We start from the raw sequence: 25,974 nt of genomic DNA on the forward strand, positions 1-25,974 counted from the left end.
GGTGCCCGTGCGCCTGCTGATCGTCGAGGACGACGACGCCATCGCCGCGCCCCTGCTCCGCGCCGTGCAGCGCGAGGGCTACGACGTCGAGCGGGTCGCCGCGGGGCATGCCGCGATCGACGCGGTGGCCGCGGGCGGTGTCGACCTGGTGCTCCTCGACCTCGGCCTGCCCGACATGGACGGACTCGACGTGTGCCGACAGCTCCGGTCCCAGGGCTACGAGGGCGGCATCGTCATCCTCACGGCCCGGGCCGGCGAGCTGGACCGGGTGGTCGGCCTCGACGTCGGGGCCGACGACTACCTCGCCAAGCCCTTCAGCCTGTCCGAGCTGCTCGCGAGGGTGCGTGCCCTGCTGCGCCGCTCGCACCGGCCGGCCGTCGTCGAGGCGGCGCCCGAGGTCGCACCGGCGGCAGCGCCGTCGGCGGCCGGGCCCGCCGCGCCGGCTGTCCCGGACTTCCGGCTGGACCGTGCAGCGCGCCGCGTGTGGGCCGGCGACGAGGAGCTGGCGCTGACCGCCAAGGAGTTCGACGTCCTCGCGCTGCTCGAGCAGCACCGCGGGGCGGTCGTCAGCCGGGAGACCCTGATGGCCGAGGTCTGGGACGAGAACTGGTTCGGCTCCACCAAGACCCTCGACGCGACCATCGGCCGGCTGCGCCAGAAGCTGCAGGACAGCGACGCCCCCATCGCCCTGGGCACCGTCCGGGGCGTCGGCTTCCGGCTCGAGGACACCCCGCGCGATGCGTGAGCGGCTGGTCATCGCCTTCGTCGGACTGACCCTCGCCGTCATCGGGCTCTACGGCGTGCCCCGTGCCTACTTCCTCGCCGACCTGGTCCGCGACCAGGAGCGGGCCACCCTCGACGGCACCTCGACCGCTCTCGCCGGCCTGGTCGAGGAGCGACGTGATGCCGGCGGCGAGGTCGACGCGGCGCTGCTCGAGCACGGCCTCGCCGGCGCCGACCGGGTCGAGTACCGCCCCGCCGACGGTGCCGAGGTCGCCGTCGGCGACTCCGTCGACGGCGAGGGCGGGATCATCGTCACCAAGCCCCTCCCGGACGGAGGCTCGCTGCGGCTGAGCGTGTCCGGCGAGACCATCAGCTCGAGCGTCCGCGACGCGATCACCCCGCTCGTGCTGCTGGGCCTGGTCCTCGCCGTCGGGTCGGCGGTGCTGGGCTTCGCGATCGCGCGCCGGATGTCGCGCCCCTTCCAGGAGCTCGCGGGCCTGTCGCGGGAGCTGGGCCGCGGGCACTTCGACCTCGACGTGCCGTCGTACGCGGTCCCGGAGGCCGAGGAGATCGGGGCCTCCCTCCGTGGCGCGGCGGCCCAGCTCGACGACCTGGTACGCCGCGAGCGCGAGTTCGCGGCCAACGCCTCGCACCAGCTGCGCACGCCCGTCACGGCGCTGCGACTCGGGCTCGAGGACCTGACGCTGTGGCCCGAGACGGCGCCCGAGGTCCGGGAGGAGCTGGAGCGCGGGATCGCCGAGCTGGACCGCCTCAACGCCGCCGTCGACGAGCTGCTCGACCTGGCCCGTGGGCGCCGCATCGACGCGCACGAAGTCATCGACCTGGTCGCGCTGGCCACCGCCGGCGTCGAGCGGTGGGAGCGACGGCTGGCCTCCACGGGACGGACGATCACCTTCCAGCAGGAGGGGCGGCGGTCCCGGACGCGCGTGCCCAGGGGGCCGGTGGAGCAGGTGCTCGACGTCCTCCTCGACAACGCCCGCAAGCACGGTGCCGGCACCATCGGCGTCGAGGTCCGCGACGCCGGAACGCACCTGGAGCTGGTGGTCGGCGACGAGGGCACCCGGGCGCTGGGGACCGACGTGTTCCACCGCGGAGTGAGCACCGGGTCCGCGGGGTCCGAGGGGATCGGGCTCGCCGTCGCGTCCGAGCTCGCCGACGTCTGCGGCGGCCACCTGTCGATCGACACCGCCTCGGCCACCACGCGGTTCGTGCTGTGGCTGCCGCCCCGCGACCGGGTCACGGCGCCAGCTGGTCCCGCTTCCGGGTGAGGTACGCGCGCTCGGCGGTGTTGTCGCACACGGCCAGCGCGGCGTCGTACGCCTCGCGGCTCTCGGCCGAGCGACCGAGCCGGCGCAGCAGCTCGGCCCGGGTCGCGTGCCAGGCGTGGTAGGTCTCCAGGGGCAGCCGGTCGACGATCGCCAGCGCCACCTCGGGCCCGTCGAGCTCCGCGATCGCGACGGCCCGGTTGAGCGCGACGATCGGCGACGGGTCGATCCGCGAGAGCTGGTCGTAGAGGGCCGCGATCTGGGCCCAGTCGGTCGCCGCGCCCGTCGGGGCGTCGGTGTGGACGGCGTTGATGGCCGCGAGGATCTGGTAGCGACCGGGCCGGTTGGCGGCGAGGCAGGCGCGGACCAGGTCCTGGCCCTCGGCGATCAGCGCGCGGTCCCAGCCGCCTCGGTCCTGCTCCTCCAGGGTGACCAGCTCGTCGCCGCGCACCCGCGCCGCACGGCGCGACTCGGTCAGCAGCAGCAGTGCCAGCAGGCCGGTGGCCTCGAGCTCGTCGGGCATCAGGTCGTGCAGCGTGCGGGCGAGCCGGATCGCCTCACCGGTCAGGTCCGCCCGGATCGGGTCGCCGTCGCCGGTGGAGAGGTAGCCCTCGTTGAAGATCAGCAGCAGGACGGCGAGCACCGCGCCCACCCGGGCGGGCAGGTCCTCGGCCTCGGGGACCTTGTAGGGGATGTTGGCGCCCTTGATCTTGGCCTTGGCGCGGGTGATCCGCTGGGCCATCGTCGTCTCCTGGACGAGGAAGGCGGCCGCGATCTCGGCGACCGTGAGCCCGCCGAGCAGGCGCAGGGTCATCGCGATCCGGGCCTCCGGCGCGAGTGCAGGGTGGCAACAGGTGAAGATGAGCCGCAGCCGGTCGTCGGTGATCGCGCCGGTCGGCTCGTGCGGGGTGTCGTCGTACAGCATGGCAGCGGCCTCGTGCTTGGTCTCGCGCACCTTCTCGCGACGGAGCTTGTCGATGGCCCGGTTGCCGGCGGTGGTGGTGAGCCAGCCGCCGGGGTTGGGCGGGACGCCCGCCTCGGGCCACTTCTCGAGCGCGGCGACCAGGGCCTCCCCCGCCGCCTCCTCGGCGATGTCGATGTCACCGAAGCGGCGGACGAGGGAGGCGATCAGCCGGCCGTACTCCTCGCGGAAGATCCGCTCGACCGCGGTCCGGGCGGACGTCGCGTCAGGGTCTCGTGACGGTCGCTGCGCGACCTCCTCGACCACCGGGCGGTCCGTCACGCGTCGGCCGGGGGCTCGGGCGCGAACGGCCGCACCTCGACCTTGCCCTGGCAGGCCCGCGAGCCCTCGGTGGCGTACTGCAGCGCCGTCGCGTCGTCGGGGACGTCGATGATCCAGAAGCCGCCGATGTGCTCCTTGGTCTCGAGGTAGGGGCCGTCGGTGATGACCGGCGCGTCGCCGGACGCATCGACGACGCTCGCGCTGCCGACGCCCTCGAGGCCGCCGGCGAAGACCCAGACGTTGTCGGCCTGGAGCTTCTGGTTGAACTGGTCGACGGCCGCGAACATCTCCTGGGCCTGCTCGGGGGTGATCGCGGCGTAGTCGGCCTCGTTGCCGTGCACGGCCAGCAGGTACTGCGTCATGGCTCTTCTCCTCGGTCGGTTCGGGTGTCCGGGGCGGCCCCGATGACCGCCTCACATCTCCACCACGAAGGGACTTGCACCGATACGACAGCCTGCCACGGGATTTCCCGTCGCGGCTTCCGGATTCCCCCTAGGAGAGCCGCTCCGTCAGGTGCACCTCGACGGTGTCGCCCTCCTGCTTGCCGCTCTCGACGCGCAGCGCGGTCGTCACGGGCAGCTTGTGGTTGCCGTCGCCGAGCGCCATGAACGAGGTCTCGAACGGCGTCCCGTCGATCGTGCCGCGGACCTTGACCCGGCCGCGCGTCCCGAAGCGCTCGGCCGACTCGGGCCAGACCACATAGGTCCAGCCGCCCTTGGCGTCGCTCCTGCGGAGCGTCTCGGTGAAGGTGATGTCGAGCGGTCCGACCGCGCTCGTCCCGGCGTCCTGGTGTCCAGTGCTCATGACCGTGTCGACCGTCCGATCCGCGCTGATTCATCGACCCGGATTCATCGAGACGTCCGACCACTCCGTAGCCTGACCCGGTGAGCCTCCGCGGGATCCTGGCCGACACCCGGCCGCTGAAGAACCCGCACTTCCGGCGGCTGTGGACGGCCAACATCATCACGGTCGTCGGCGCGCAGCTGACGGTCGTCGCCGTGCCGGCCCAGATCTACGCCGACACCGGCTCGTCGGCGTATGTCGGCCTGACCGGCATCTTCGGCCTCGTGCCACTCGTCGTCTTCGGCCTGTGGGGCGGTGCGCTGGCCGACCACTTCGACCGCCGCACGATCATGATGGTCACCACGACCGGGCTGATCGGGACCGCGGCCCTGTTCTGGCTGCAGGCCGCCCTCGACGTCGGCAACGTGTGGCTGCTGCTCAGCCTGTTCGCCGTGCAGCAGGGCTTCTTCGCGGTCAACCAGCCGACCCGGTCGGCGATCCTGCCGCGGCTCCTCGACGCCGAGGTGCTCCCGGCCGCGAACTCGCTCAACATGACCGTGATGCAGGCCGGCGCCATCGGCGGCCCGCTCATCGCCGGCATCCTCATCCCGTTCACCGGCTTCTCGTGGCTCTACCTCGCGGACGCCGTCTGCCTGCTCGCGACGCTGTGGGCCGTCGTACGACTGCCGCGCCTGCCCGTCGAGGGCGTGGTCAGCGGGACGCCCGGGCTGCGCTCGGTCGTCGAGGGGATCACCTACCTGCGGACCCAGCCGGTGCTGATGATGTCCTTCGTCGTCGACATCATCGCGATGGTCTTCGGCATGCCGCGCGCGCTCTTCCCCGAGATCGCCCACGAGAGCTTCCTCGGTCCCGAGGAGGGCGGCCTCGCGTTCGCGCTGCTCTTCGCCGGCATCCCCGCCGGCGCCGTGCTCGGCGGTGTCTTCTCCGGCTGGGTCTCGCGGATCTCCGCCCAGGGCAGGGCCGTCGTGTGGTGCATCGTGGTCTGGGGCCTGGCGATGGTCGGCTTCGGCCTGGCCGTCCTCTGCGCTGACTCGATGCCCGGCTCCACGCGGCTGTGGCTCGTGGTGGCCGTCCTGATGCTCGTGGTCGGCGGCGCCGCGGACATGGCCTCGGCGGCGTTCCGCACCTCGATGCTCCAGAGCGCGGCGGCCGACGAGGTCCGCGGCCGCCTGCAGGGCATCTTCATCGTCGTCGTCGCCGGGGGTCCGCGGATCGCCGACGTGGCGCACGGCGCCTCCGCCGCCATGGTGGGTACGGCGACCGCGGCAGCCGGTGGCGGGGTGCTGGTCGTCGTCCTGGTGGTCGTGGCGGCGCTGGCGGTGCCGTCGTTCGTCCGCTACCGGGTGACGGCGATGCCTGCCGCGCGAATTGATTGACATCAATCAATTTCCCGCGGCCGCCACACTGGAGCGGTGAGCCTGCTCGACACGGACCTCCCGATCATCGCGGCGCCGATGGCCGGTGGGCCCACCACCGTCGCCCTGGCCACGGCGGTCACCGACGCCGGCGGCTTCTCCTTCCTGCCGGCCGGCTACCTGACCGCGGCGGCGTTCGAGTCGCTGCTCGGTGAGGCGCGGGCCGCCGGCCGCCCGTTCGGGGTGAACCTCTTCGTCCCCCAGCCCGGTGCCATCGACCCGGCCGCGTACGCCGCCTACCGCACCGCGCTCGCCGACGAGGCGGCCGCGCTCGGCGTCGACCTGCCCAGCGAGCCCCGGCACGACGACGACGCGTGGGGCGAGAAGGTCGACCTGCTCGTGGCCGACCCGGTCCCGCTGGTGTCGCTGACCTTCGGCCTCCCGGCGGCGGCCGACATCCGCCGCCTGCAGGCCGCGGGCTCACGGGTCCTGGCGACGGTCACGACCCCCGACGAGGCGCGGGCCGCCGAGGAGGCGGGGGTCGACGGCCTCGTCGTCCAGGGACCTGCCGCCGGCGGGCACAGCGGCACCTTCGACCCGCGGCGCCCGATCCGCGACGAGGCGACGGGCGACGTCGTGCGCTCCGTCCGCGCGACGAGTCCGCTGCCGGTCCTCGCGGGCGGCGGCGTCGACGGACCGGCTGCGGTCCACGCGCTGCTGGCGGCCGGCGCCGAGGCGGTCGCCGTCGGCACGCTGCTGCTCCGGGCCGAAGAGGCCGGGACGTCGGCCACGCACCGCGCCACCCTCGCCGACCCGGCGTTCGCCACGACGGTGGTGACCCACGCGTTCACGGGCCGGCCGGCACGGGCGCTGCGCAACGGCTTCGTCGATCGGCACGGCACCACGGCGCCGTACGGCTATCCGGAGCTGCACCACCTGACCCGCGACCTGCGGCGGGCGGCCGCCGCGGCCGGCGACCCGCACCGACTGCACCTGTGGGCCGGCACCGGCCACCGGTCGGCGGTCGCGGCCCCGGCCGCGGAGATCGTCCGCGGCCTGGTGTGAGCCGGGCTCAGCCCAGGAGTCCCCGTACGTAGGCCGCCTGGCCGACGTGCTGCGTGCAGTCGTTGACGACGCTGACCAGCCGCACGCCGAGCGTGACCGGCGGGTCCCAGCGCTCGTCGACGACACGGTCCAGGTCGTCGGCACCGAGCGACGCGAAGTAGGCGAGCGAGCGCTCGTGCGTCGCGCGGTGGTAGTCGGCCAGCAGGTCGGCCGACGCCCGGACCTGCGCGACCTGCGCGGAGGTCTGCCCGTAGCCGATGTCGCCGGTCTCGAACGGCAGGCCGAACCGGGCGTCGTACCCCTGGGCGGTCCAGACCTGCTCGCTGCCGGCGACGCCGGCGACGTGGTCGTCCTGGACACGGGTGAGGTGCCACACCAGCCAGGCGATGGTGTTGGCGTCGGGGCCGGGGCGCTCGGCGAGCAGGTCGTCGGAGGCGCCGTCGAGGACGGCCTCGACGCTCTCCAGCACGCGGCCGAGGGAGTCGATGAGGAGATCGGCAGGGCTCATGCCCCGACGGTACGACGCCGCGCCGACTGTCGGCGACCACCGCTAGCGTGCACTGGCATGACCGATGCCGAGGCCGTACGACGGGTGGTGCTGCCGCTCCCCCGCGCGGTCGAGCGCCAGACCGGCGGGTTGTGGAAGCACTACATCGGCCAGATCGTCTTCCTGGCGTTCTCGAAGGACGAGCAGGCGATGGGCTTCGGCTTCCCGAAGGAGCAGCGCGACGACCTCGTGGCCTCGGCCCCCGACACCTTCTTCCTGCCGCGGCCGCAGGACCTGCGGTTCAACTGGGTGTGCGCGCGGCTGGGCCCGCTCGACGGCGACGAGATGCGCGAGCTGGTCACCGACGCGTGGCGGATGTGCGTCCCGAGGATGCTGCACGACCTGCCCGACCTGCCCGAGCCCACCGCCAGGGCGTGGAGCCTGATCGACGCGCGCGACTTCTCCGGCGCCCATCCGCTCCTCCATCCCTATCTGCACTGGCACGACAAGGAGCTCGTGCTGCGCGGGCGGACCAAGGTGCTCGCCCACCTGCGCCAGCACCCGCGACCACGCCCGCCCGACCGCGTCGAGGTCCGCGACGGGCAGGTCTACCGCTGGGTGCGCGACTGACCCACGGCGACCACGGGCGCGACGAAGCGCTCCACGAGCCGCCGCTCCTCCGCCTCGTCACCCCCCGGCACGGTGAGCAGCGAGACGATCACCCGCACCAGCCACCGCGCGGCGTCGGGGTCGGCCGCCATGGTGAGCCCGAGCGCCTCGACCACCTCCGAGCCCTGCGCGAGGTCGGCGGTGTGGGCGGCGTCCGGGTCGCCGAACCATGCGAGCAGCGCGGGATTCGCGCGCACGTGTCGCAGCGCGGCGAGCACCCCCTCGGTCAACGGGTCCGCTCCGCGGCGCGCGCCGGCGAGGTCGGTGGCGACGAGGGCGCCGACCCGCACCGCCTCGCGCTGCACGAAGGCGAGCTGGAGCGAGGGCCGGTCGGGGAAGTAGCGGTAGAGCGTCGCCCGCGAACAGCCCGCAGCTGCGGCGATCTGGGCCATCGACACCGCGTCCACGCCCCGGCCGGCGAACAGCCGGCCCGCCGCGTCGAGGATCCGCTCGACCGCGGGGGTGCGCCGGTCGACCCAGCTCACGGGAGCACCGTCATCGGCAGGGCCAGCGGGCGTCGTACATAGGGACCGGGGGCCCACGTGATCGCGTCCTCGTCGACCGCGAAGTCGGGGATCCGCCGGACCAGCTCCTCCAGCGTCACCTGGATCTGCAGTCGCGCCGCGGCCGCGCCGAGGCAGTGGTGGTGGCCCTGGCCGAAGCTGAGGATCTGGCTGGGCGCGCGGCGGACGTCGAGCTCGTCGGCGTCGGGACCGTAGCGGCGGGGGTCGCGGTTGCCGGCGCCGTAGAGGAGGAGCACCTTGCGCCCCGCGGGTACGACGACCCCGTGCAGCTCGACGTTACGGGTCGTGGTGCGGGCCAGGCCCTGCACGGGCGAGGTGAGCCGCAGGAACTCCTCGACCGCGTCCGCCACCAGGCCCGGGTCGCCCGCCAGCAGCGCCCGCTGGTCGGGCCGCTGCGCGAGCAGCTGGACGGCGCCGCCGAGCGCGCCGGTCGAGGTGTCGTTGCCGCCGGCCACCATCGTGAACACGAACGCGAGGATCTCCAGCAGGTCGACGTCGGCCCGGACCAGCTGGGAGACCGTGTCCTCCCCCGGCTCGACCCGACGTCGCTCGACCAGCTCGGAGAAGTAGCCCATCAGCTCCATCGTCGCGTCCGCCGCGGAGGCGGCCGCGGCCACGCCCTCGGCGGCGACGTTGGCGGCGACGATCGCGCTGCTCCAGTCGTCGAAGCGCGGCTGGTCCTCGACGGGGACGCCCAGGTAGTGGCCGACCACCAGGCTCGGCAACGGCTTGAACAGCTCGGCGACCACGTCGCCACCGCCCTCGTCGCGCAGTCGCTCGAACCGCTCGACGGCGAACGCCCGGACGACCGGCTCGAGCTCGCGCACCTGCCGGGGCGTGAACCCCCGGGCGACCAGCTTGCGGAAGGTGGTGTGGACCGGCGGGTCGGTCATCACGAACGGCGGGTTGTCGGCCAGGCCGATCCGCTCGAGCTCGTCGTACTCGACGGTCAGGCCGTGGTTGCTGGAGAAGGTCGCGGCGTCGACGGCCGCGGCGAGCACGTCGGCGTGCCGCGAGAGCACGTAGTGGTCGTGCTGCGGCCGGCCCTCGGGGACGACGTGGTGGACCGGGTCGTGCTCACGCAGGGCGGCGTACGACGGCCACGGCTCGCGCCACGCCGCACCGCCTCCGGGGCGGTAGGCGACAGGTGCAGACAGATCGGCTGACATGTCACTAGAATGAGACAGGTCAGCCAATCTGTCCAGTGCCTCAGGCGAGGAGCGCCTCCGGCACCGAGGCCTCGGGGACCCGGCGCTCGGCATCGGTCAGCCAGGCGAGCTGCTCGAGCCGCTCGAGGATGGTGTGCAACAGGTCGGCGGTCGTCGGGTCGGCCGCGTCGACCGCGTCGTGCACCTCGCGCACGGTGCCGGTCACGGCGTAGATCGAGGCGACGATCGCGTCGATGACAGCACCGGTCACCACCTCGCCACGCGGGAACGCCGGCAGGCTGGACTGGGCGGCGGTCCGGGCCGAGGTGCCGTCCGGGACGACGTACAGGGCGCGCATCCGCTCGGCGACGGCGTCGGTGAACTCCCGGGCGGCGTCGACGATCTCGTCGAGCTGCAGGTGGAGGTCGCGGAAGTTCGGGCCGACCGCGTTCCAGTGCGCCTGCTTGCCCTGCAGGGCGAGGTCGTTGAGGTCGACGAGGACCTGCTGGAGGTGCCCGGCGAGCTGCTCGTCGGCACGGAAGGCGGGGTGCGAGACGTGGCGCTCGGTGCGGTGCTGGGTCGCGGTGGTCGTCATGGGTGGTGCTCCCTTTCGCTCGTTCGCTCGTTGCGGTTCCTCCACCCTGCCACGCTTTCTTGAATGATTCCAGAAAAGCAAGCCTTGCCTTCGCCGCGATGAATCCGGTTGTCGGCGGTGGTCCCTAGGGTCGAGAGCACCTGGGGACGGCACGACGAGGAGACACGCAGAGCGATGGGCGAACCGATGATCAGCGCGACCGGACTGGTCAAGCGCTACAAGGACGTCGAGGCCCTGGCCGGTCTCGACCTGGCGGTGCCGGAGGGCAAGGTGCTGGCGCTCCTGGGGCCCAACGGCGCCGGGAAGACGACGGCGGTGCGCTGCCTGACCACCCTGCTGAAGCCCGAGGCCGGCAGCGCCCGGGTGGCCGGCATCGACGTGATCGCCGACCCGGCGGCCGCGAAGGCGAAGATCGGCCTCTCCGGTCAGTACGCCGCCGTCGACGAGCACCTGACGGCGTCGGAGAACCTCGTCATGATCGGCCGGCTCTACCACCTCGGCCGCCAGGTCGCCCGGACCCGGGCCCAGGAGCTGCTCGAGCGCTTCGACCTGACCGAGTTCGCCAACCGGCCGACCAAGACCTACTCGGGCGGCCAGCGCCGGCGCCTGGACCTCGCCTGCGCGCTGGTCGCCGCGCCGCCGGTCATCGTGCTCGACGAGCCGACGACCGGCCTCGACGTCCGCAGCCGCCAGCTGATGTGGGACGTCATCCGCGAGCTGGTCAGCGACGGCGCCACCCTGCTGCTCACGACGCAGTACCTCGAGGAGGCGGACGTGCTCGCCGACGACATCGTGGTCATCGACCACGGGCGCGAGATCGCCCACGGCACCGCCGACGAGCTCAAGGCCCAGACCGGCGGCCAGCGGATCGAGGTCGTCCTCGCGAGCAGCGCCGACACCGAGGCGGCGGTCCGGGTGCTCAACGAGGTCGCCGTCGGCGAGGTGCAGGTCTCCGACGGTGGCCGCGAGCTGAAGGCCGCGGCCGGCGAGGAGGCCGCCAGCGACCTGCGGCGCGTGCTCGAGGCCTTCGAGCGAGAAGCAGTCAAGGTGCTCGACGTCGGCCTGCGCCGGCCGACCCTCGACGACGTCTTCCTGTCCCTGACCGGCCACGAGAGCACGGAGGAAGACCAGTGAGCAGCGCAGTGCAGGCCCTCGGCGACGGCTGGGTCGTCGCCCAGCGCAACCTGATCAAGATCGTGCGGGTGCCGGAGATCCTGGTCTTCGTCCTGCTCAGCCCGATCATGTTCGTGCTGCTGTTCGCCTACGTCTTCGGCGGCGCGATCGACACTCCCGGCGTCAACTACCGCGAGTGGCTGATCGCCGGCATCTTCGGCCAGACCATCGTGTTCGGCGCGACGTTCACCGGCGCCGGCCTCGCCGAGGACATGCAGAAGGGCATCATCGACCGGTTCCGGTCGCTGCCCATGTCGCCCTCGGCGGTGCTGGTGGGCCGGACGTCCTCAGACGTGGTCTACAACGTGCTGTCGCTCATCATCATGGCGCTGACCGGGCTCCTCGTCGGCTGGCGGATCCGCGAGGGCGCCCTCGACGCGCTCGCCGGCTTCGCGCTGCTGCTGGTGTTCGGCTACGCGATCAGCTGGGTGATGGCCTGGGTCGGCCTCATGGTCCCGAGCGTGGAGGTCATCAACAACGCCTCCTTCATGGTGATCATGCCGCTGACCTTCATCTCGAACGCGTTCGTGCCGACGTCCTCGTTCAACAGCGTGCTGAAGCCGGTGGTGGAGTGGAACCCGGTCTCCGCGGTCACCCAGGCCAGCCGCGACCTGTTCGGCAACACCGGCGTCGGCCCGGGCTCCGACGCCTGGTCGCTGCAGCACCCGGTCGCCTACACGCTGATCTGGGTGGTCGGCATCATCGTGGTGTTCGCGCCGCTGTCCGTGCGGCAGTACCGATTGACCACCAGCAAGTAGGCGGCGACGCCCGGTCGCCGACTAGGGGTGGGCGACCCGGGCGGCGTGGAGGCGCGCGTGCGCGATCGCGTCGGGCGTGCGCGCGAAGAGGTGGCGCTCGTGAGCGAGCCGCTCGTGGACGCCGGTCCAGGTGGTCCGGGTCTCGCGATGCCCTCGCCACGAAGCGGTCCCACGGGCGCGATGACGGTCGTGCTCGTTGACCTGAAAACATCTTCAAGTCGTCAACTGGTACGACGACCCGGTGGCGCCCGCCGACCCGTCGTACCGGACTCAATGGCTGCGAACGGCGCGCATCCACAGCCACTGGGTCCGGTACGACGGGCGGCGGAGCCGCTCAGGCGTGACACCGAGGGCGTGGCTGCGCGCCCGTCCGGGATGAGCAACGATTACTCAGATCGAGACGGACTCGCGGTCGCCGTCGAGCAGCACCGGGAGGGCCTCGACGCCGTACACGGCGGAGAGCTTGCGGAAGTCGAGGTCCTTGATGTCGGCGGCCATGGCGAGGTTCGGGAACCGCTCGGCCAGCATCCGCAGCGCGGTGCGCAGCTCCATCCGCGCGAGCTCGGCACCGACGCAGCGGTGCATGCCCCAGCCGAACGCGAGGTGGCGGGTGGGCTCGCGGGAGGGGTCGAAGGTGCCGAGGTCGTCGCCGAGGGAGGGGTCGCGGTTGGCGGCGAGGAGCGAGACGCCGACGGCGTCGCCCTCCTTGATCAGCATGCCGCCGACCTCGACGTCCTGCTTGGCGAAGCGGAGGAAGGCGAGCTGGACGACGCACAAGTGGCGCAGCAGCTCCTCGATGACCTGGTTGACCTGCTCGCCGTCGCCGGAGCGCAGCATCTCGCCGGCCTTCGGGGTGGTCGCGATCAGGTAGGCGCCGAGCGCCAGCATCGACGCGGAGGTCTCGTAGCCGCCGAGGAAGACGCCGTCGGCGATGCCGCCGAGGGTCACGTCGTCGAGCTCGTCGCCGTGCTCCTTCAGCAGCGCGCCGATCAGGCCGTCGCCGGGGTTCTCGCGCTGCTCGCGCACCGCGTTGATGAGGAACTCGCGGGTGTGCGCGGCCGCGCCGAAGGCGCCGGCACCGCCCCCGGAGAGGTCGAAGCGCGCGACACCGAGCTCGAGGAAGCGGGCGCGGTCGTCGACCGGGAGGCCCAGCAGGTCGCAGATGACGTCGAAGGGTACGGCGAAGGCGAACTCCTCGACCATGTCAACGGCCCTGCCGTCGCGACCCGCCGCCTCCATCGCGTCGAGGCGCTGCTCCACGATGGCGTCGATCCCCGGCTGCAGGCGGGCGAGCCGGCGCATCGTGAACTCGGGCGTGAGGTAGCGGCGCAGGGCGGTGTGCAGCGGCGGGTCGGTCATGCCGAGGCCGCCGATCTGCTCCTCGTCGGAGCGGCCCTCCTGCGACACGAACTGCCCGAGGTCGTTGGACCACACCTCGGCGCCGCCGGCGAGCACCTCGCGGGACTCCTCGTAGCCGCTGACCAGCCAGACGGACTTCCCGAACAGCTCGGCCAGCTTCTTCACCGGCGCCTCGCCCTGCACCTTCATCATCTCCGGCAGCGGGTCGAGGCCGTCCCGCTTCAGCGGGAGCGTGACCGACTCCGGCAGGAAGCGGAGCTTGCGCAGGTCGATGCCGTTGCGCATGGTCCGGTTGAGCAGCCAGATGCCCACCCGCTGCTTCACCGGGCCGAGCACGGGGTCGAGCACGGGGCCGACCGCGCTGATGAGAGGGAACCGCATGGCGCCATTCCACCAGACGAGAGCCCTTGGCATATCCATGACGACCCTGATCCCCACCCTGAGATGTGTCACACCCGGTTAACCGAACCGCCTCCCCCGCCCCGCTAGCCTGAGGCGGTGCCTGACACAGCAGTGGACTGGGACCTGTACGACGCCGTGCTCTTCGACCTGGACGGGGTGGTGACCCCGACGGCCGACGTGCACAAGCACGCCTGGGAGGCGATGTTCACGGCCTTCCTGACGGCACGGTCGGCCGCGGACGGGGTCGCCTACGCGCCGTACACGGAGCAGGACTACTTCGACTTCGTCGACGGCAAGCCCCGCTACGACGGCGTGCGCGACTTCCTCGCCTCGCGCGGGATCACGCTGCCGGAGGGCGAGCCGGACGACCCGCCGACCGCGCAGACCGTGTGCGGGCTGGGCAACCGCAAGAACGACGCGTTCAACCAGATCCTCGCCTCCGAGGGCGTCACGGCCTACCCGGGCTCGGTGGCGCTGATCCAGCAGCTGCACGAGCGGGGCAAGCCGATGGCGGTGGTCTCGTCGTCGCGCAACGCGCCGGCGGTGCTGGCCGCGGCCGGCCTCACCGACTACTTCGGGCTGATCATGCACGGCGGCCTGGCCGAGGAGCTGGGCCTGCCGGGCAAGCCGGCCCCGGACACGTTCACCCACGCGGCGGAGCAGCTCGGCGCGACCAACGCGCGGTCCGTCGTACTCGAGGACGCGATCAACGGCGTCGCCGCGGGGCACGCCGGGGCCTTCGGCCTGGTGATCGGCGTCGACCGCGGCGCCGGCGTGGAGGCGCTGACGGCCGCGGGCGCGGACGTCGTCGTGCAGGACCTCGACGAGCTGGTCGCCGACGAGCCGGCGACCGATGAAGGAGCAGGCGCATGAACGCACCCGAGGGCCCCTCGCACAAGGCGCCGCCGGCCGACGACCCGCTCGACCGCACCCGCTTCCCCGTCGACGAGTGGCGCCTCGTCGAGACCCGCTTCGACGCCTCCGACCTCGGCACGACCGAGTCGCTGTTCACCGTCGGCAACGGCTACCTCGGCCTGCGCGGCAACTACTCCGAGAGCCGCGACGCGCACCTGGACGGCACGTTCATCAACGGCTTCCACGAGACCTGGCCGATCTCGCACGCCGAGGAGGCCTACGGCTTCGCCCGGATCGGGCAGACGATCGTCAACGTGCCGGACCCCAAGGTGATCCGGCTGTACGTCGACGACGAGCCCCTGCAGGTGTCGGTGGCCGACCTCATCGAGTACGAGCGCGCGCTCGACTTCCGCACGGGCGTCCTCACCCGCGAGCTCGTGTGGCGCACGCCGGGCGGCAAGCGGGTCCGGATCCGCAGCACCCGGATGGTGCCGCTGGAGCAGCGCCACCTCGCGGTGCTCACCTTCGAGGTCACCCTGCTCGACCAGCGTGCGTCGCTCTCGATCTCCTCGCAGCTGATCAACCGGCAGGACCAGGAGCAGGAGGCCGCGGGCGGAGCCGGTGGCGAGGGGGCCGGGGCGGGCGCCGACCCCCGCAAGGCGGAGATGTTCGAGCGGCGGGTGCTGGTGCCGCGGATCCACGGCGCGGACGCCGAGACCGGCCGGATCAAGCTCGGCTACCGGACGGCCGAGAGCGGCATGACGCTCGGCGTGGTCGCGGACCACCGGCTGGAGACCGAGGCGTCGTACTCGATGGAGGTGCACTCCGAGGACGACATGGCCAAGGTGATCTACCGCATCGCGGCCGAGCCCGGCGTCCCGGTGCGGCTCACCAAGCTGGTCTCCTTCCACACCGCGCAGAAGGTCCCGCCGCGCGAGCTGATCGACCGCTGCGAGCGGACCCTGGACCGCACCCACGAGGAGGGCGTCGAGCACCAGTACGACGCCCAGGCGGCCTGGCTGGCCGACTTCTGGGCCCGCGCCGACGTCGAGGTGCCGGGCCAGCCGGCGCTGCAGCAGGCGATCCGGTGGAACCTCTTCTCGATCCTGCAGGCGTCGGCCCGCGCGGAGGGCCAGGGCATCGCGGCGAAGGGGGTGAGCGGCTCGGGCTACGGCGGCCACTACTTCTGGGACACCGAGATCTACGTGATGCCGTTCCTGACCTACACGATGCCGTGGGCCGCGCGGAACGCGCTGCGCTTCCGCTACACGCTGCTGGGCAACGCGCGGCACCGGGCCCGTGAGCTGTCGCAGAAGGGCGCGCTCTTCCCCTGGCGCACCATCAACGGCCACGAGGCGTCGGCCTACTACGCCGCGGGCACCGCCCAGTACCACATCGACGCGGACATCGCGTACGCCCTGAGCCAGTACGTCGGGGCCACCGGCGACGAGGAGTTCCTCGCCCGCGAGGCCGTCGACATCTTCGTGGAGACCGCGCGGCTGTGGGCCGACATCGGCTTCTGGCGCGACGAGAGCAGGCGCACCTTCCACATCCACGGCGTCACCGGGCCCGACGAGTACACGACGGTCGTCAACGACAACCTGTACACGAACGTGCTCGCGCGCTTCAACCTCCGCCGGGCCGCCCGGGCCGTGTGGGAGCTGCAGCGCGACGACCCGGCGGCCTACGAGGCGCTGGTCCGTCGTACGGGGCTGACGGAGGACGAGCCGGAGGAGTGGGCCGAGTGCGCCCAGGGGATGTCCATCCCGTACGACGAGTTCCTCGGCATCCACCCGCAGGACGCGCACTTCCTCGAACGCGAGATGTGGGACCTGGAGAACACCCCGCTCGACAAGCGGCCGCTGCTGCTCAACTACCACCCGCTGGTGATCTACCGCTTCCAGGTGCTCAAGCAGGCCGACGTGGTGCTCGCGCTCTTCCTGCAGGGCGAGGAGTTCACGCCCGAGCAGAAGAAGGCCGACTTCGACTACTACGACCCGATCACCACCGGCGACTCCACGCTCTCGGCGGTCGTGCAGTCGATCATGGCCGCCGAGGTGGGCTACCAGGACCTCGCGCTGCGCTACTTCGTCTCGGCGCTCTTCGTCGACCTCGCCGACCGCCACAACAACACCGCCGACGGCGTCCACGTCGCCTCGACCGGCGGTGTGTGGAGCGCGCTGGTGGCCGGCTTCGGCGGCTTCCGCGACATCGGCTCCGGGGCCGGCGACCAGCAGTGGCAGGTCGACCCGCGCCTTCCCGAGGGCTGGTCCTCGCTGACCTACCGGGTCACCCTGCACGGCACCCGGGTGCGGATCACCGTCCGCCCCGAGGAGCTCGAGCTGTACGTCGAGCAGGGCTCCGGTCCGGTCACGCTGTCCGTGCGCGGCGAGCTGGTCAAGGTCGGGGCCGGTGCGCCGGTGACCGTCCCGCTCGCGCACCAGGGCCCGCGCCTGGCCGGCGAGCCGCCGTACCCGGCGGGGATCCAGCGGGCCGACGGCACGGTGATCTCGGCGATCGTGCCGAGCGGGGAGTGATAGTCCACATCTCGGAATAGTTCGTCTCATTTTGTGGACACCTGTGGTTGACTGGTGCGGTGACGACGACCGACGCCCCGCCGACCCGGACGGTCACCCCCGCCCGCCGCTGGGCCATGCTCGCGGTCGGTACGACGGCCCAGGCGTCGTCCGCGGCGATGGTGGTCGCGCCGTCCTTCCTCATCCCGGAGCTGCACCGCCCGGTGGCCGAGGGCGGGCACGGGATGTCGCTCGCCGAGGCCGGCCTGGTCGCGTCGGCCGCGATGGCCGGCATGATGGCGACGCTCGTGCTCTGGGGCCTGGTGGTGGACCGGCGCGGCGAGCGGTTCGCGCTGCTGACCGGCCTGGTCATCGCCGCCCTCGGCGGCGGGATCGCCACGACGACCGGTGACCCGTGGCCGATGGCGGCCGCCCTCTGCGTGGCGGGCGTCGGCGCCGCCGCGACCAACTCGGCATCGGGGCGGGTCGTCGTCGGCTGGTTCCCGCCGGAGCGACGCGGACTGGCGATGGGCATCCGGCAGACCGGCCAGCCGCTGGGCGTCGGGCTCGCCGCGGCGACCGTCGCCGTCATCGCCCACCACCACGGGATCGGACCGGCGCTGTGGGTGCCGACGGCCGCGACCGCCGTCAGCGCCGTGCTGGTGGCACTCGTGGTCCTCGACCCGCCACGACCGCCTCGCGCGGAGGCCGGGACGGTCGCCAACCCCTACCGGCGCGACGGCTTCCTCGCCCGGGTGCACGGTGCGTCCGTGCTGCTCGTCGTACCGCAGTTCCTCGTGTGGACCTTCGGCCTGACCTGGCTGGTCGAGGACCTCGACTGGTCCCCCGGTGTCGCCGGGCTCGTCGTCGCCGGGACGCAGGTCGCCGGCGCCGCGGCGCGGATCGGCGCGGGCTGGGCCTCCGACCGGGTCGGCAGCCGGATGCGCCCGATGCGCGCGGTCGCGGTGGTCGCCGCCGCGACGATGGCCCTGCTCGGCCTCGCCGCCGCGGCCGCCGACGGCTCGGGCGCGGTGACGGCCGTGGCTGTCGTGCTGCTCGTGGTCGCCTCCGCGGTCACGGTCGCCGACAACGGCCTGGCCTTCACCGCGGTCGCCGAGCGGGCCGGACCGTTCTGGTCCGGCCGCGCCCTCGGTCTGCAGAACACCGCCCAGCACGTCGCCGCCGTCGCGGTCCCGCCACTGGCCGGGCTCGCGATCACGGCCTGGAGCTACGGCGCGACCTTCGCGCTGGCGGCGGCCTTCCCCCTGCTGGCCGTCGCGGTGGTGCCGGTGCAGGGCGAGCGCGGGGTCAGCTGACCTCTGGTCATTCGATAATGGTGCTAGTACGATTAGCACCATGTTCTGGGCCATCGACCACACCTCCCCCCAGCGCCTGCAGGACCAGGTGGCGGCGTCGGTCGTGCGCGGCCTGCGCACCGGGGAGCTGTCGGTCGGCGAGCAGCTGCCGCCGGCGGCCGAGCTGGCCGGCGCGCTGTCGGTGGACCGCAACACCGTGCTGGCGGCGTACCGACAGCTCCGCGACGCCGGCATCCTCGAGTTCCGGCGTGGGCGCGGCGCCCGCATCGCCACCGACGCCGAGGCCGGGCCCGGCGACCTCACCCCGGTCCGCGACGCCGTCCGGGCGACCGTCGACCTCGCCCGGCGCTACGGGCTGGACCCGTCCGACGTCATCACCCTCGTGAAGGAGCTGTCATGACCACGACCGCCTACACCGGGCGCGCGACCAACTGGACCATGGTCGCCGTCAGCGGACTCCTGCTGGTGCCGCTCATCGGCCTCGCCTCCTCCGACGTCGACCGCGCCTTCGTCCTCGTCGTCGGCCTCGCCCTGCTCGGCGTCCTGGCCGAGGTCGTGACCGCGTCCGACGTCCGCGTCGCCTGCGGGACGCAGGGCGTGAGCGTCCATTGGGGCGCCCTCGGCTGGCCGCGGGCGAGCTACCCGCTCGACCAGATCGAGGACGTGTCGGTCGTGCACGTGCCGTGGTGGGCGGTCAGCTTCGGCTTCTGGTGGACGCCGTGGCGGACCGTCTGCACCGTCCGCAGCGGCCCGGCACTGCGCCTGCGGCTCCGCAACGGCCGGCGGGTCACCATCACCGTCCCCGACCCCGCCGCGGCGGCAACGGCCCTGCGCTCCGTCAGCTGAGCTCGTAGTCGACGACCACCGGCGCGTGGTCGCTGATCCGCTGGCCGAGGTGGTGGCGGTCGACCTCGTAGGCCCGCGCCGCCCGTGCGAGCCCCGGCGTGGCCAGGTGGTAGTCGATGCGCCAGCCCCGGTCCTCGTCGTACGCACGGCCCAGCCAGCTCCACCACGAGTAGGGGCCGGGCGCGTCGCCGTGCAGCCGGCGGACCACGTCGACCAGGGTCCGCGGGGTGAGCTGCTGGCCGAGCCACTCCCGCTCCTCGGGCAGGAAGCCCTCGACCTGGTTGCTGCGCTTGTACGCCGCGACGTCGTGGCGCTGGTGGGCCACGTTGAGGTCGCCGGTCAGCAGGAACTCCCGCCCCTGCGCCGCCGCGGCCTTGCGCGAGGCCGCGAGGTGGCGCGCGAAGCCCGCCATGAACGCCATCTTCCGCGCGTACTTCGCGCCCCCGTCGGGCGCCTCGCGCATCCGCTTCGAGTCCTGCAGGTGGGCCGGCAGCCCGCCCTTGGGGAGGTAGAGGCTCGCCACCGTCAGCGGCACGTCGGCGAGGTCGACCTCGATGTAGCGCCCCTCGGTCGCGTGCTTGCGCAGCGCTCGTGGCAGCGGCGAGGCCGGGTCGGGCACCGACCAGGTCCGTACGGCGGCGGCGGGCTCGCGGGTGAGCACGGCGACCCCGTTGCGGCCGGCGAGCTCACCGGCGTCGTAGGCGGCGTGGTAGTCGCCGAACGCGCCCTCGGGCAGGGCGTCGACCGGGCAGCGCACCTCCTGCAGGGTGACCACGTCGCAGCCCCGGGTCGCCAGCCAGTCGTCGAAGCCGCGGCGGTGGGCGGCGCGGATGCCGTTGATGTTGGCGGTGGCGATGCGGAACGGGCGAGGCACCGGAGGATGTTAGGTGGTGCGGGCCCTCCACCGGGCCAGCAGGTCGGCCTCGCGCTCGCGGGTGATGCCGCCGATCCGGGCCGCCGGGTCGGACTCCAGCCAGGCGCGGGTGTCCCGGGCCGTCTCGGCGACGGACCGGACGACGAGCCCGGCGTCGAGGGCCGGGCGGGCGTCGTGGGCCAGCATGCCGTCGTACTCGGGTCGGGGGAGCCAGACCGGGATGCTGCCGGGCCCGGTCCACGGCTCGACGCCCTCGGCCTCGAGGAAGGCGTCGGGCAGCCAGGTCACGGTCGCCTCCGGGGCGACCTCGCCCACCAGGTCGGCGAAGGGCATCGCCGGACCGACCGCGTCGAGGGTGCCGGTGGTGCGGCGCTCGGCGAGGGTGACGATCCACGCGGCCAGGTCGCGCACGTCGATCACCTGCACCAGCGACGCCGGGTCGCCGGGGCCGACGAGCTCACCGGTGTCGCCGGCGCGGCGGCCCCAGTAAGCGAAGCGTCCGCTCGGGTCGCCCGGACCGACGATCAGCCCCGGCCGTACGACGACCGCGGAGACCGCCGCGTCCAGGACCAGCTGCTCGCAGGCGACCTTCAGCCCGCCGTAGGCGTCGGGCTCGTCGGCCAGGTCGACGTCGTCGGGGACCGGGTCCTCCAACCGCCCGGCGCCGGGGCCGGCCGGGTCGGCGTCGTCGGCGTAGACGGAGATGGTCGAGACGAAGACCCAGTGCGGATCGGAGGGGGGCGAGGCGGCGAGCGCCGCCAGGGCCCGCCGCACGTGGGACGGCTGGCGGGCGACGTCGACCACGGCGTCGTACGGGCCGCCTTCGGTGAGTGCGGCGGGGGCGTCCTGGTCCCGGTCCCACCGCACGAGCGTGGCTCCGGGTGGGACCGTGCCCGACTGGCCGCGGCTGGCGCAGACCACCTCGTGCCCGCGCCGCACGGCGTCGGCCGCGACCGCGCGCGAGAGGAACTGGGTGCCGCCGAGGACGAGGAGCCGCATGCTCAGAGGTACTGCGTCGGGTCGAACTCGTCGATCGGGATGATCCGGACCCGCGGCAGGCGCTCGTTGAACGCGTGCACGTCGTACTCGATGTCGAAGAACTCCATGCCCCGCGCGGTGAGCTCGGCGAAGCCCGCGTTGCGGAACTCCGCGAAGCCCATCAGGCCCAGGCGGCGCCCGTCGAGCAGGTCCTCCATGTGGTCGACGAAGTCGCCGTCGTTGCTGACCAGGACGACATCGCCCTCGCGCTTCTTCAGCTCCGCGAGGGTCTTCTGGATGGCGATGTCGACGACCTTCTGGCCGGGACCGCCGGAGAGCGGGATCGGCCGGAAGCCGATCGCCAGCAGCGCCTGCACGAAGGACATCGGCAGCTCGGAGTTGGCCGCCAGGAAGAACAGGCCGTTGGTGTCCTGGCCCCAGCGCCGCTCGACGAACTGCAGCAGCCGCTCCCAGCGCGGACGCTCCTCGGGCCGCGGGCGACGGCCGAGGATCGAGGTCCCCAGCGTCGCGTCGATGTTCTCCCCGTCGATGAGGACGTGGGTCATGCGCGCGGTCTCGGCCATGCCCTGACCCTAGCCGTCGGCGCGCCGAAGGACAGCGTGGAAGGCTGGGCGCATGGGCACCCGTCTGGTCGCATTCGCCGCGTGCGCGTTGCTGGCGAGCGGGTGCGGCGACGGCACGCCGAAGACCGGTACGCCGACGACGACCCCGACGACGGCCGCCACCCCCACCACCCCGACGCACGAGCCCGCGCCCCGGCGCGGCATCGATGCCTCCCACCACCAGGGCCCGATCGACTGGCCCCGCGTGGCGGAGGCCGGCATCTCCTTCGCCTACCTGAAGGCCACCGAGGGCACGACGTTCACCGACCCGCGCTTCGCCGAGCACCGGCGCGCGGCGACCCGGGCCGGGGTCGACGTGGCCGGCTACCACTACTTCCAGCTGTGCTCGGACGGCGCCGCGCAGGCGGAGCACTTCCTCGACGTACTCGGGACGCCGGGCGACCTGCCAGCCGCCCTCGACCTCGAGCTCGCCGGCAGTTGCGCCGACCCGCCACCGGCCGCGACCCTGCTCGCCGAGGTCCGCGCCTTCCTCGCCGTCGTCGACCGCCGCACGGGCACGCGGACGCTGGTCTACCTCTACCCCGACTTCGAGGAGCGCTTCGGCTTCGCCGACGACCTCGCCGGCCACCCGCAGTGGGTGCGCCGCCTCGGCGAGAAGGAGCCGCGGCGGCCCTGGGCCGTGTGGCAGTACGACGACGCCGGCGCGGTGCCGGGCGTCGCCGGCCGGGTCGACCTGGACCTGGCCGGGGAATCTCTCACCACGAAGGGACGTTGAGGGGACATGTCCACCATCGACCTCACCGCAGGCAACTTCCAGGAGACGGTCCTCGACAACGAGATCGTGTTCGTCGACTTCTGGGCGTCGTGGTGCGGCCCGTGTCGCAACTTCGCGCCGATCTACGAGGCCGCCGCCGAGAAGCACGGCGACCTGGTCTTCGGCTCGGTCAACACCGAGGAGGAGCAGCAGCTCGCCTCGGCCGCGCGCGTGACCTCGATCCCGACGCTGATGGCCTTCAAGAAGGGCCAGCTCGTGTTCTCCCAGGCCGGCGCCCTCCCCGCGAACGCCCTCGAGCAGGTCGTCGCCGCGGTGCGCGACTTCGACGTCGAGGCGGCCGCGCAGCAGTCCGATGGCTGACCAGGCTGACCAGGCTGACCGGGCGGGCCAGGCGCTGCAGCTCGGCCTCGACACCTTCGGCGACGTCACCCTCGACGCGACCACGGGCGAGCGGGTCCCGCACCCGCAGGTGATCCGCAACCTCGTCGAGGAGGCGGTGCTGGCCGACCAGGTCGGGGTCGACGCCTTCGGCATCGGCGAGCACCACCGCGACGACTTCTCGGTGTCCGCCCCCGAGATGGTGCTGGCCGCGATCGCGCCGCGCACCGAGCGGATCCTGCTCGGGACCGCGGTCACCGTGCTCAGCTCGGACGACCCGGTGCGCGTCTACGAGCGCTTCGCGACCCTGGACGCCGTCTCCGGCGGCCGCGCCGAGATCACCCTCGGCCGCGGGTCGTTCACCGAGTCCTTCCCGCTCTTCGGCTACGACCTCGCCGACTACGACCGCCTCTTCGCCGAGAAGCTCGACCTCTGGGCGGCGCTCCAGGGCGAGGGCACCGTCACCTGGGACGCAGGCGAGCTGAGGGCGCCGCTGCGCAACGCCCGCGTCTTCCCGACGACCGCCCGCGGCGCGATCCCCACGTGGATCGGCGTGGGCGGCTCTCCCGAGTCCGTCGTGCGCACCGCGCGCTACGGCTTCCCTCTGATGCTCGCGATCATCGGCGGCGACCCGGCCCGCTTCGCCCCGTACACGGACCTCTTCCGGCGCGCGCTGAGCGAGCTCGGGCAGCCGGACCTCCCGATCGGCGTGCACTCCCCCGGCTTCGTCGCCGACACCGACGACGAGGCGCGCGAGCTGCTCTACCCGCACTTCAAGGCCGGCCGCGACCGGATCGGCGCCGAGCGTGGGTGGGGTCCGGTGACCCGCGAGCAGTACGACGCCGAGGTCGACAACGGCTCGCTCTACGTCGGCTCGCCGGAGACCGTGGCCCGCAAGATCGCCGCGACGACGCGGGCGCTGGGCATCCAGCGCTTCGACCTGAAGTACAGCAACGGGTCGATGCCGCACCCCCTGCTGCTGCGCAGCGTCGAGCTCTACGGCACGCAGGTGATCCCGCGGGTGCGCGAGCTGCTCGCGCAGGAGCCCGTCACGGCCTGACGGGGCGCGCCAGCCCCTGCACGATCGCGAGGAACTGCGCGACCAGCACGTCGACCAGCCGGTCGCGGTCGGCGGCGATGTCGCCGCGCAGCACCGCGCCGATCGCCTGCGCGACCCCGCCGATGAGGAACTGCGCGGTCAGCCGCAGCTCGACCGGCAGGTCGTCGGCCGCGGCGCCGGGGTCGCCGCTGGACGCGGTCGCGGCGACCATCCCGGCGAACCGGCTGCTCTCCTCGAGCACCCGGGGCCCGAGCACCGGTGAGGTGACCGAGTCGATGAGCACGACCCGCCCTTTGCGCGGGTCGTCGAGGAACAGGTCGACCATCTCGCCGAGGACCGCCCGCACGCGGGCGGCGGGATCGTCGGCGGCGGCCGCCAGCGCGGCGATCGCCCGTTCGGCCGCCTCGGCGGCGACGGCGTCGAAGACCGCGACCTGCAGGGCCTCGATGCCCTCGAAGCTCTCGTAGAAGTAGCGCGCGGCCAGGCCCGACGCCTCCGCGACGCCCCGCACCGTGGTCGCCGCGATGCCGCGCTCCCCCATCAGGTCGAGCCCGGCGGCGACCAGCCGCGCGCGACGCTCCGCGGTCCGCTCGGAGGCGTCCTGGCCGCCGTACCTCCTCGCCTGCTCGGTCATGGGCACCATCTTGACACAGCCGTTGACAGATGGGTCTGATGGTATCTGTCAACGCACGTTGACCGATTCCGAGGAGCCGTCATGACCGTCGCCCCCTGGCACCCGTCCCAGCCACACCACGCGCTGGCCGCCGACGTCCGCTGGTGGATGGGGACGCCGGCCGCCTTCGCGCTCTACGGGCGGCTGGCCCTCGACCAGGTCGCCTACCGCGAGGTCGCCGCCGCCGTCGACGCGAGCGGCCGGTTCGCCGAGAACTTCACCGACCGCGGGATCCGCAGCGGGCTGTGGGGACCGTTGCTGCTCTTCGGCGACGACGCGGACCGCCGGGCCACGGCCGACCGGCTCAAGGACCTGCACGGCCAGGTGCGGGGGCGTGGCAGGGGCGCGTTCGAGGGCGAGCGCTACAGCGCGCTCAATCCCGACCTGTGGCGATGGGTCGGCACGACCAGCATGCTCATCTTCCACACCGGCTACGTCACGACGTACGGCGCCCGGTTGAGCGAGGAGGAGAAGGACGTCGTCTACGCGACGGTCCTGCACCTCACCGACTTCGACCTGCCGAGCGAGCGGGCCCAGGTCCCGGCCACCCGCGCCGAGGCCGAGGCCTACTACGACGAGGTCGCGGACACCGTGCTCGCCGACAACGAGTTCCTCCGGTGGGCGAACCGCGCCTTCGACGACCTGCCCGTGCCGACGCTGGTCGGCCCGCGCTGGCTGCACCGGCTGGCCACGCCGGCGTGGCGGGTGCTCACGCCGGTGCTCGGCCGGCCCGCGAAGGTGTGTGCGGAGAAGGCGGCACACCCGCGGATGCGCGAGCTGCTCGGCGTGCGGTGGACGTGGCGCCGCGAGCGCGAGTTCCGCCTGTACGCGGGCCTGCTCCGGACCGCACGCCGCGTCCTGCCGAAGTGGCTGCTGCTCGACCCGCTCGCCTACAACCGCCTCAACTACGAGCGGATCAGGGCGTTCTACACGGCGACCCAGCTGACGTCGTTCGCCCCGCCGCAGTAGCGCTTGCCTGCGGCGGGGCGAACACCCGGCGGTCGGCCATCCCTGGCACCGGCCGGGCCGTCAGGCGCCCCTCGTGCTCCCGTCGGACAGACACGGCGAGGGGCACCCGACCATGGTCAGGCGGAGTGGGGACGCCTCACCATGACCAATCCGGCGCCCAGGAGGACCAGGAGCGCCCCGAGCGGCGGCAGGAGTCCCGAAGGGCCACCGGTGTTGGGGAGGGGCTCGTCCTCGCGGATGCCGCCCTCCTCGCAGTCGTCGGCGGTCGTCGGGGTCGCCTCCGTGTCGTCGCATTCCTCGACGGGGGTGCACAGCTCACCGTTCTCGTCCACGGCGTCCGGGTTGGTCGCAGCGTCGTCGCAGGGCTCCTCGATGATGCCACCGGCACACTCCACGTCGACGCTGAAGTCGTCAGCGGTCTGGCCGGGCTCGGCCACCGCGAACACGGTGTACTCCTTGCCGTCCAGGATGAAGGTGAAGGGCAGCGTGCCGAGGAAGCCGTTGGCGTTCGCGAGAAGCTCGTCGATGATCTCGATGACGACGCCGTCGGCCTTCGCCT

At 73.0% G+C, this 25,974-nt stretch carries 29 protein-coding genes; 16 read left to right on the plus strand and 13 right to left on the minus strand.

Translation table 11 applies throughout. The features are described 5' to 3' along the window. The first annotated feature begins 1 nt into the window (after position 1). Both AC2YHB_RS24490 and AC2YHB_RS24495 read left to right on the plus strand, forming a co-directional pair. Entirely contained in the window at positions 2 to 745 is a 744-nt protein-coding gene (locus AC2YHB_RS24490; protein ID WP_242530403.1) for a response regulator transcription factor, read from the plus strand. Continuing rightward, on the plus strand, positions 738 to 2,012 hold the full coding sequence (locus AC2YHB_RS24495) for a sensor histidine kinase (protein ID WP_179648468.1): 1,275 nt from the start codon (positions 738 to 740) through the stop codon (positions 2,010 to 2,012). The genes AC2YHB_RS24490 and AC2YHB_RS24495 overlap by 8 nt, the downstream gene beginning before the upstream one ends. Here AC2YHB_RS24495 and AC2YHB_RS24500 read toward each other — a convergent pair. The 3 genes from AC2YHB_RS24500 to AC2YHB_RS24510 form a co-directional block, all read right to left on the minus strand. Beyond that, the gene (locus tag AC2YHB_RS24500; protein ID WP_308645704.1) at positions 1,981 to 3,165 is read right to left on the minus strand and encodes an RNA polymerase sigma factor; all 1,185 of its coding nucleotides are present in this window, start codon (positions 3,163 to 3,165) and stop codon (positions 1,981 to 1,983) included. The two genes, AC2YHB_RS24495 and AC2YHB_RS24500, sit on opposite strands and share 32 nt — an antisense overlap. Before the next feature lie 83 nt (positions 3,166 to 3,248). After that, positions 3,249 to 3,614: a YciI family protein gene (locus tag AC2YHB_RS24505; RefSeq protein WP_179648469.1), complete on the minus strand. Its 366-nt coding sequence runs from the start codon at positions 3,612 to 3,614 to the stop codon at positions 3,249 to 3,251. A gap of 130 nt (positions 3,615 to 3,744) precedes the next feature. Continuing rightward, positions 3,745 to 4,056 carry a DUF1905 domain-containing protein gene (locus tag AC2YHB_RS24510; RefSeq protein WP_179648470.1) on the minus strand — a complete coding sequence of 104 codons (312 nt, stop codon included), beginning with the start codon at positions 4,054 to 4,056 and terminating at the stop codon, positions 3,745 to 3,747. An 80-nt stretch (positions 4,057 to 4,136) separates the two neighbouring features. On the opposite strand from AC2YHB_RS24510, the gene AC2YHB_RS24515 reads away from it, so the two are divergent. Together AC2YHB_RS24515 and AC2YHB_RS24520 are read left to right on the plus strand one after the other, a co-directional pair. After that, the gene (locus AC2YHB_RS24515; protein WP_179648471.1) at positions 4,137 to 5,432 is read left to right on the plus strand and encodes an MFS transporter; all 1,296 of its coding nucleotides are present in this window, start codon (positions 4,137 to 4,139) and stop codon (positions 5,430 to 5,432) included. 36 nt (positions 5,433 to 5,468) lie between these two features. Beyond that, positions 5,469 to 6,476 (plus strand): nitronate monooxygenase, encoded by a 1,008-nt coding sequence (locus AC2YHB_RS24520; RefSeq protein ID WP_308645522.1) that lies wholly within the window; start codon positions 5,469 to 5,471, stop codon positions 6,474 to 6,476. Positions 6,477 to 6,483: 7 nt separating this feature from the next. Here the strand turns inward: AC2YHB_RS24520 and AC2YHB_RS24525 are convergent, their stop codons facing one another. Continuing rightward, a complete protein-coding gene (locus AC2YHB_RS24525; RefSeq protein WP_179648472.1) occupies positions 6,484 to 6,984 on the minus strand; it encodes a mycothiol transferase in 501 nt (166 codons plus the stop codon). Positions 6,985 to 7,041: 57 nt separating this feature from the next. On the opposite strand from AC2YHB_RS24525, the gene AC2YHB_RS24530 reads away from it, so the two are divergent. After that, complete coding sequence (locus tag AC2YHB_RS24530; protein ID WP_218864651.1) at positions 7,042 to 7,593, plus strand: MmcQ/YjbR family DNA-binding protein; 552 nt, start codon at positions 7,042 to 7,044, stop codon at positions 7,591 to 7,593. Here AC2YHB_RS24530 and AC2YHB_RS24535 read toward each other — a convergent pair. From AC2YHB_RS24535 to AC2YHB_RS24545, 3 genes are read right to left on the minus strand one after another with little or no spacing between them, the layout of a single operon-like run. After that, on the minus strand, positions 7,572 to 8,117 hold the full coding sequence (locus AC2YHB_RS24535) for a TetR/AcrR family transcriptional regulator (RefSeq protein WP_179648473.1): 546 nt from the start codon (positions 8,115 to 8,117) through the stop codon (positions 7,572 to 7,574). The genes AC2YHB_RS24530 and AC2YHB_RS24535 overlap by 22 nt on opposite strands. Next, on the minus strand, positions 8,114 to 9,325 hold the full coding sequence (locus AC2YHB_RS24540; protein WP_487354769.1) for a cytochrome P450: 1,212 nt from the start codon (positions 9,323 to 9,325) through the stop codon (positions 8,114 to 8,116). The genes AC2YHB_RS24535 and AC2YHB_RS24540 overlap by 4 nt, the downstream gene beginning before the upstream one ends. A gap of 40 nt (positions 9,326 to 9,365) precedes the next feature. Continuing rightward, positions 9,366 to 9,899, minus strand: coding sequence for a Dps family protein (locus tag AC2YHB_RS24545; protein ID WP_051932697.1), 534 nt, complete (start codon positions 9,897 to 9,899; stop codon positions 9,366 to 9,368). A 174-nt stretch (positions 9,900 to 10,073) separates the two neighbouring features. On the opposite strand from AC2YHB_RS24545, the gene AC2YHB_RS24550 reads away from it, so the two are divergent. Both AC2YHB_RS24550 and AC2YHB_RS24555 read left to right on the plus strand, forming a co-directional pair. Further along, positions 10,074 to 11,033, plus strand: coding sequence for an ATP-binding cassette domain-containing protein (locus AC2YHB_RS24550; protein ID WP_218864652.1), 960 nt, complete (start codon positions 10,074 to 10,076; stop codon positions 11,031 to 11,033). Beyond that, positions 11,030 to 11,830, plus strand: coding sequence for an ABC transporter permease (locus AC2YHB_RS24555; RefSeq protein WP_036549482.1), 801 nt, complete (start codon positions 11,030 to 11,032; stop codon positions 11,828 to 11,830). Before AC2YHB_RS24550 ends, AC2YHB_RS24555 begins: the two co-directional genes overlap by 4 nt. A gap of 390 nt (positions 11,831 to 12,220) precedes the next feature. Here AC2YHB_RS24555 and AC2YHB_RS24560 read toward each other — a convergent pair whose 3' ends face one another. Next, on the minus strand, positions 12,221 to 13,570 hold the full coding sequence (locus AC2YHB_RS24560; RefSeq protein ID WP_218864653.1) for a cytochrome P450: 1,350 nt from the start codon (positions 13,568 to 13,570) through the stop codon (positions 12,221 to 12,223). A gap of 117 nt (positions 13,571 to 13,687) precedes the next feature. Between AC2YHB_RS24560 and AC2YHB_RS24565 the strand changes: the two genes are divergently transcribed. Genes AC2YHB_RS24565 through AC2YHB_RS24585 form a run of 5 tightly spaced genes read left to right on the plus strand, consistent with a single transcriptional unit; the run spans position 13,688 to position 19,124 of the window. Beyond that, positions 13,688 to 14,464: an HAD family hydrolase gene (locus tag AC2YHB_RS24565; protein WP_207007508.1), complete on the plus strand. Its 777-nt coding sequence runs from the start codon at positions 13,688 to 13,690 to the stop codon at positions 14,462 to 14,464. Then, a complete protein-coding gene (locus AC2YHB_RS24570) occupies positions 14,461 to 16,983 on the plus strand; it encodes a glycoside hydrolase family 65 protein (RefSeq protein WP_179648475.1) in 2,523 nt (840 codons plus the stop codon). The genes AC2YHB_RS24565 and AC2YHB_RS24570 overlap by 4 nt, the downstream gene beginning before the upstream one ends. 59 nt (positions 16,984 to 17,042) lie before the next feature. Beyond that, positions 17,043 to 18,278 (plus strand): MFS transporter, encoded by a 1,236-nt coding sequence (locus tag AC2YHB_RS24575; RefSeq protein ID WP_308645524.1) that lies wholly within the window; start codon positions 17,043 to 17,045, stop codon positions 18,276 to 18,278. Positions 18,279 to 18,318: 40 nt separating this feature from the next. Beyond that, positions 18,319 to 18,678, plus strand: coding sequence for a GntR family transcriptional regulator (locus AC2YHB_RS24580; protein WP_179648476.1), 360 nt, complete (start codon positions 18,319 to 18,321; stop codon positions 18,676 to 18,678). After that, positions 18,675 to 19,124 (plus strand): hypothetical protein, encoded by a 450-nt coding sequence (locus tag AC2YHB_RS24585; protein WP_179648477.1) that lies wholly within the window; start codon positions 18,675 to 18,677, stop codon positions 19,122 to 19,124. The genes AC2YHB_RS24580 and AC2YHB_RS24585 overlap by 4 nt, the downstream gene beginning before the upstream one ends. On the opposite strand, the gene AC2YHB_RS24590 is transcribed toward AC2YHB_RS24585, so the two are convergent. From AC2YHB_RS24590 to AC2YHB_RS24600, 3 genes are read right to left on the minus strand one after another with little or no spacing between them, the layout of a single operon-like run. Then, complete coding sequence (locus AC2YHB_RS24590; protein WP_179648478.1) at positions 19,117 to 19,998, minus strand: exodeoxyribonuclease III; 882 nt, start codon at positions 19,996 to 19,998, stop codon at positions 19,117 to 19,119. The two genes, AC2YHB_RS24585 and AC2YHB_RS24590, sit on opposite strands and share 8 nt — an antisense overlap. 9 nt (positions 19,999 to 20,007) lie before the next feature. Next, on the minus strand, positions 20,008 to 20,997 hold the full coding sequence (locus AC2YHB_RS24595) for an NAD-dependent epimerase/dehydratase family protein (protein ID WP_179648479.1): 990 nt from the start codon (positions 20,995 to 20,997) through the stop codon (positions 20,008 to 20,010). Positions 20,998 to 20,999: 2 nt separating this feature from the next. After that, a complete protein-coding gene (locus AC2YHB_RS24600; RefSeq protein ID WP_179648480.1) occupies positions 21,000 to 21,560 on the minus strand; it encodes an NYN domain-containing protein in 561 nt (186 codons plus the stop codon). Between the two features lie 52 nt (positions 21,561 to 21,612). Here AC2YHB_RS24600 and AC2YHB_RS24605 point away from each other — a divergent pair, with 52 nt between their 5' ends. Genes AC2YHB_RS24605 through AC2YHB_RS24615 form a run of 3 tightly spaced genes read left to right on the plus strand, consistent with a single transcriptional unit; the run spans position 21,613 to position 23,773 of the window. Next, positions 21,613 to 22,335, plus strand: coding sequence for a glycoside hydrolase family 25 protein (locus AC2YHB_RS24605; RefSeq protein WP_179648481.1), 723 nt, complete (start codon positions 21,613 to 21,615; stop codon positions 22,333 to 22,335). A 6-nt stretch (positions 22,336 to 22,341) separates the two neighbouring features. Continuing rightward, a complete protein-coding gene (trxA, locus tag AC2YHB_RS24610) occupies positions 22,342 to 22,695 on the plus strand; it encodes a thioredoxin (protein WP_036549513.1) in 354 nt (117 codons plus the stop codon). Continuing rightward, positions 22,688 to 23,773 carry an LLM class flavin-dependent oxidoreductase gene (locus tag AC2YHB_RS24615; protein ID WP_179648482.1) on the plus strand — a complete coding sequence of 362 codons (1,086 nt, stop codon included), beginning with the start codon at positions 22,688 to 22,690 and terminating at the stop codon, positions 23,771 to 23,773. Before trxA ends, AC2YHB_RS24615 begins: the two co-directional genes overlap by 8 nt. Here the strand turns inward: AC2YHB_RS24615 and AC2YHB_RS24620 are convergent. Next, positions 23,763 to 24,407 carry a TetR/AcrR family transcriptional regulator gene (locus AC2YHB_RS24620; RefSeq protein WP_179648483.1) on the minus strand — a complete coding sequence of 215 codons (645 nt, stop codon included), beginning with the start codon at positions 24,405 to 24,407 and terminating at the stop codon, positions 23,763 to 23,765. The genes AC2YHB_RS24615 and AC2YHB_RS24620 overlap by 11 nt on opposite strands. A gap of 81 nt (positions 24,408 to 24,488) precedes the next feature. On the opposite strand from AC2YHB_RS24620, the gene AC2YHB_RS24625 reads away from it, so the two are divergent. Next, positions 24,489 to 25,415 carry an oxygenase MpaB family protein gene (locus AC2YHB_RS24625; RefSeq protein ID WP_218864654.1) on the plus strand — a complete coding sequence of 309 codons (927 nt, stop codon included), beginning with the start codon at positions 24,489 to 24,491 and terminating at the stop codon, positions 25,413 to 25,415. Positions 25,416 to 25,531: 116 nt separating this feature from the next. Here the strand turns inward: AC2YHB_RS24625 and AC2YHB_RS24630 are convergent. Then, a partial coding sequence (locus AC2YHB_RS24630; RefSeq protein ID WP_487354770.1) for a hypothetical protein occupies positions 25,532 to 25,974 on the minus strand: 443 nt, incomplete at its 5' end.

Source organism: Nocardioides sp. SRI_004, assembly GCF_057586415.1.

What these genes read in the sequence shown, in the direction of transcription:
- AC2YHB_RS24525 (WP_179648472.1), bottom strand. Translation starts at nt 6,984, where the DNA reads ATGAGCCCTGCCGATCTCCTCATCGACTCCCTCGGCCGCGTGCTGGAG.
- AC2YHB_RS24560 (WP_218864653.1), bottom strand. Translation starts at nt 13,570, where the DNA reads ATGCGGTTCCCTCTCATCAGCGCGGTCGGCCCCGTGCTCGACCCCGTG.
- AC2YHB_RS24510 (WP_179648470.1), bottom strand. Translation starts at nt 4,056, where the DNA reads ATGAGCACTGGACACCAGGACGCCGGGACGAGCGCGGTCGGACCGCTC.
- AC2YHB_RS24545 (WP_051932697.1), bottom strand. Translation starts at nt 9,899, where the DNA reads ATGACGACCACCGCGACCCAGCACCGCACCGAGCGCCACGTCTCGCAC.
- AC2YHB_RS24530 (WP_218864651.1), top strand. Translation starts at nt 7,042, where the DNA reads ATGACCGATGCCGAGGCCGTACGACGGGTGGTGCTGCCGCTCCCCCGC.
- AC2YHB_RS24540 (WP_487354769.1), bottom strand. Translation starts at nt 9,325, where the DNA reads ATGTCAGCCGATCTGTCTGCACCTGTCGCCTACCGCCCCGGAGGCGGT.
- AC2YHB_RS24505 (WP_179648469.1), bottom strand. Translation starts at nt 3,614, where the DNA reads ATGACGCAGTACCTGCTGGCCGTGCACGGCAACGAGGCCGACTACGCC.
- AC2YHB_RS24625 (WP_218864654.1), top strand. Translation starts at nt 24,489, where the DNA reads ATGACCGTCGCCCCCTGGCACCCGTCCCAGCCACACCACGCGCTGGCC.
- AC2YHB_RS24595 (WP_179648479.1), bottom strand. Translation starts at nt 20,997, where the DNA reads ATGCGGCTCCTCGTCCTCGGCGGCACCCAGTTCCTCTCGCGCGCGGTC.
- trxA (WP_036549513.1), top strand. Translation starts at nt 22,342, where the DNA reads ATGTCCACCATCGACCTCACCGCAGGCAACTTCCAGGAGACGGTCCTC.
- AC2YHB_RS24620 (WP_179648483.1), bottom strand. Translation starts at nt 24,407, where the DNA reads ATGACCGAGCAGGCGAGGAGGTACGGCGGCCAGGACGCCTCCGAGCGG.
- AC2YHB_RS24570 (WP_179648475.1), top strand. Translation starts at nt 14,461, where the DNA reads ATGAACGCACCCGAGGGCCCCTCGCACAAGGCGCCGCCGGCCGACGAC.
- AC2YHB_RS24550 (WP_218864652.1), top strand. Translation starts at nt 10,074, where the DNA reads ATGGGCGAACCGATGATCAGCGCGACCGGACTGGTCAAGCGCTACAAG.
- AC2YHB_RS24600 (WP_179648480.1), bottom strand. Translation starts at nt 21,560, where the DNA reads ATGGCCGAGACCGCGCGCATGACCCACGTCCTCATCGACGGGGAGAAC.
- AC2YHB_RS24585 (WP_179648477.1), top strand. Translation starts at nt 18,675, where the DNA reads ATGACCACGACCGCCTACACCGGGCGCGCGACCAACTGGACCATGGTC.
- AC2YHB_RS24580 (WP_179648476.1), top strand. Translation starts at nt 18,319, where the DNA reads ATGTTCTGGGCCATCGACCACACCTCCCCCCAGCGCCTGCAGGACCAG.
- AC2YHB_RS24495 (WP_179648468.1), top strand. Translation starts at nt 738, where the DNA reads ATGCGTGAGCGGCTGGTCATCGCCTTCGTCGGACTGACCCTCGCCGTC.
- AC2YHB_RS24615 (WP_179648482.1), top strand. Translation starts at nt 22,688, where the DNA reads ATGGCTGACCAGGCTGACCAGGCTGACCGGGCGGGCCAGGCGCTGCAG.
- AC2YHB_RS24605 (WP_179648481.1), top strand. Translation starts at nt 21,613, where the DNA reads ATGGGCACCCGTCTGGTCGCATTCGCCGCGTGCGCGTTGCTGGCGAGC.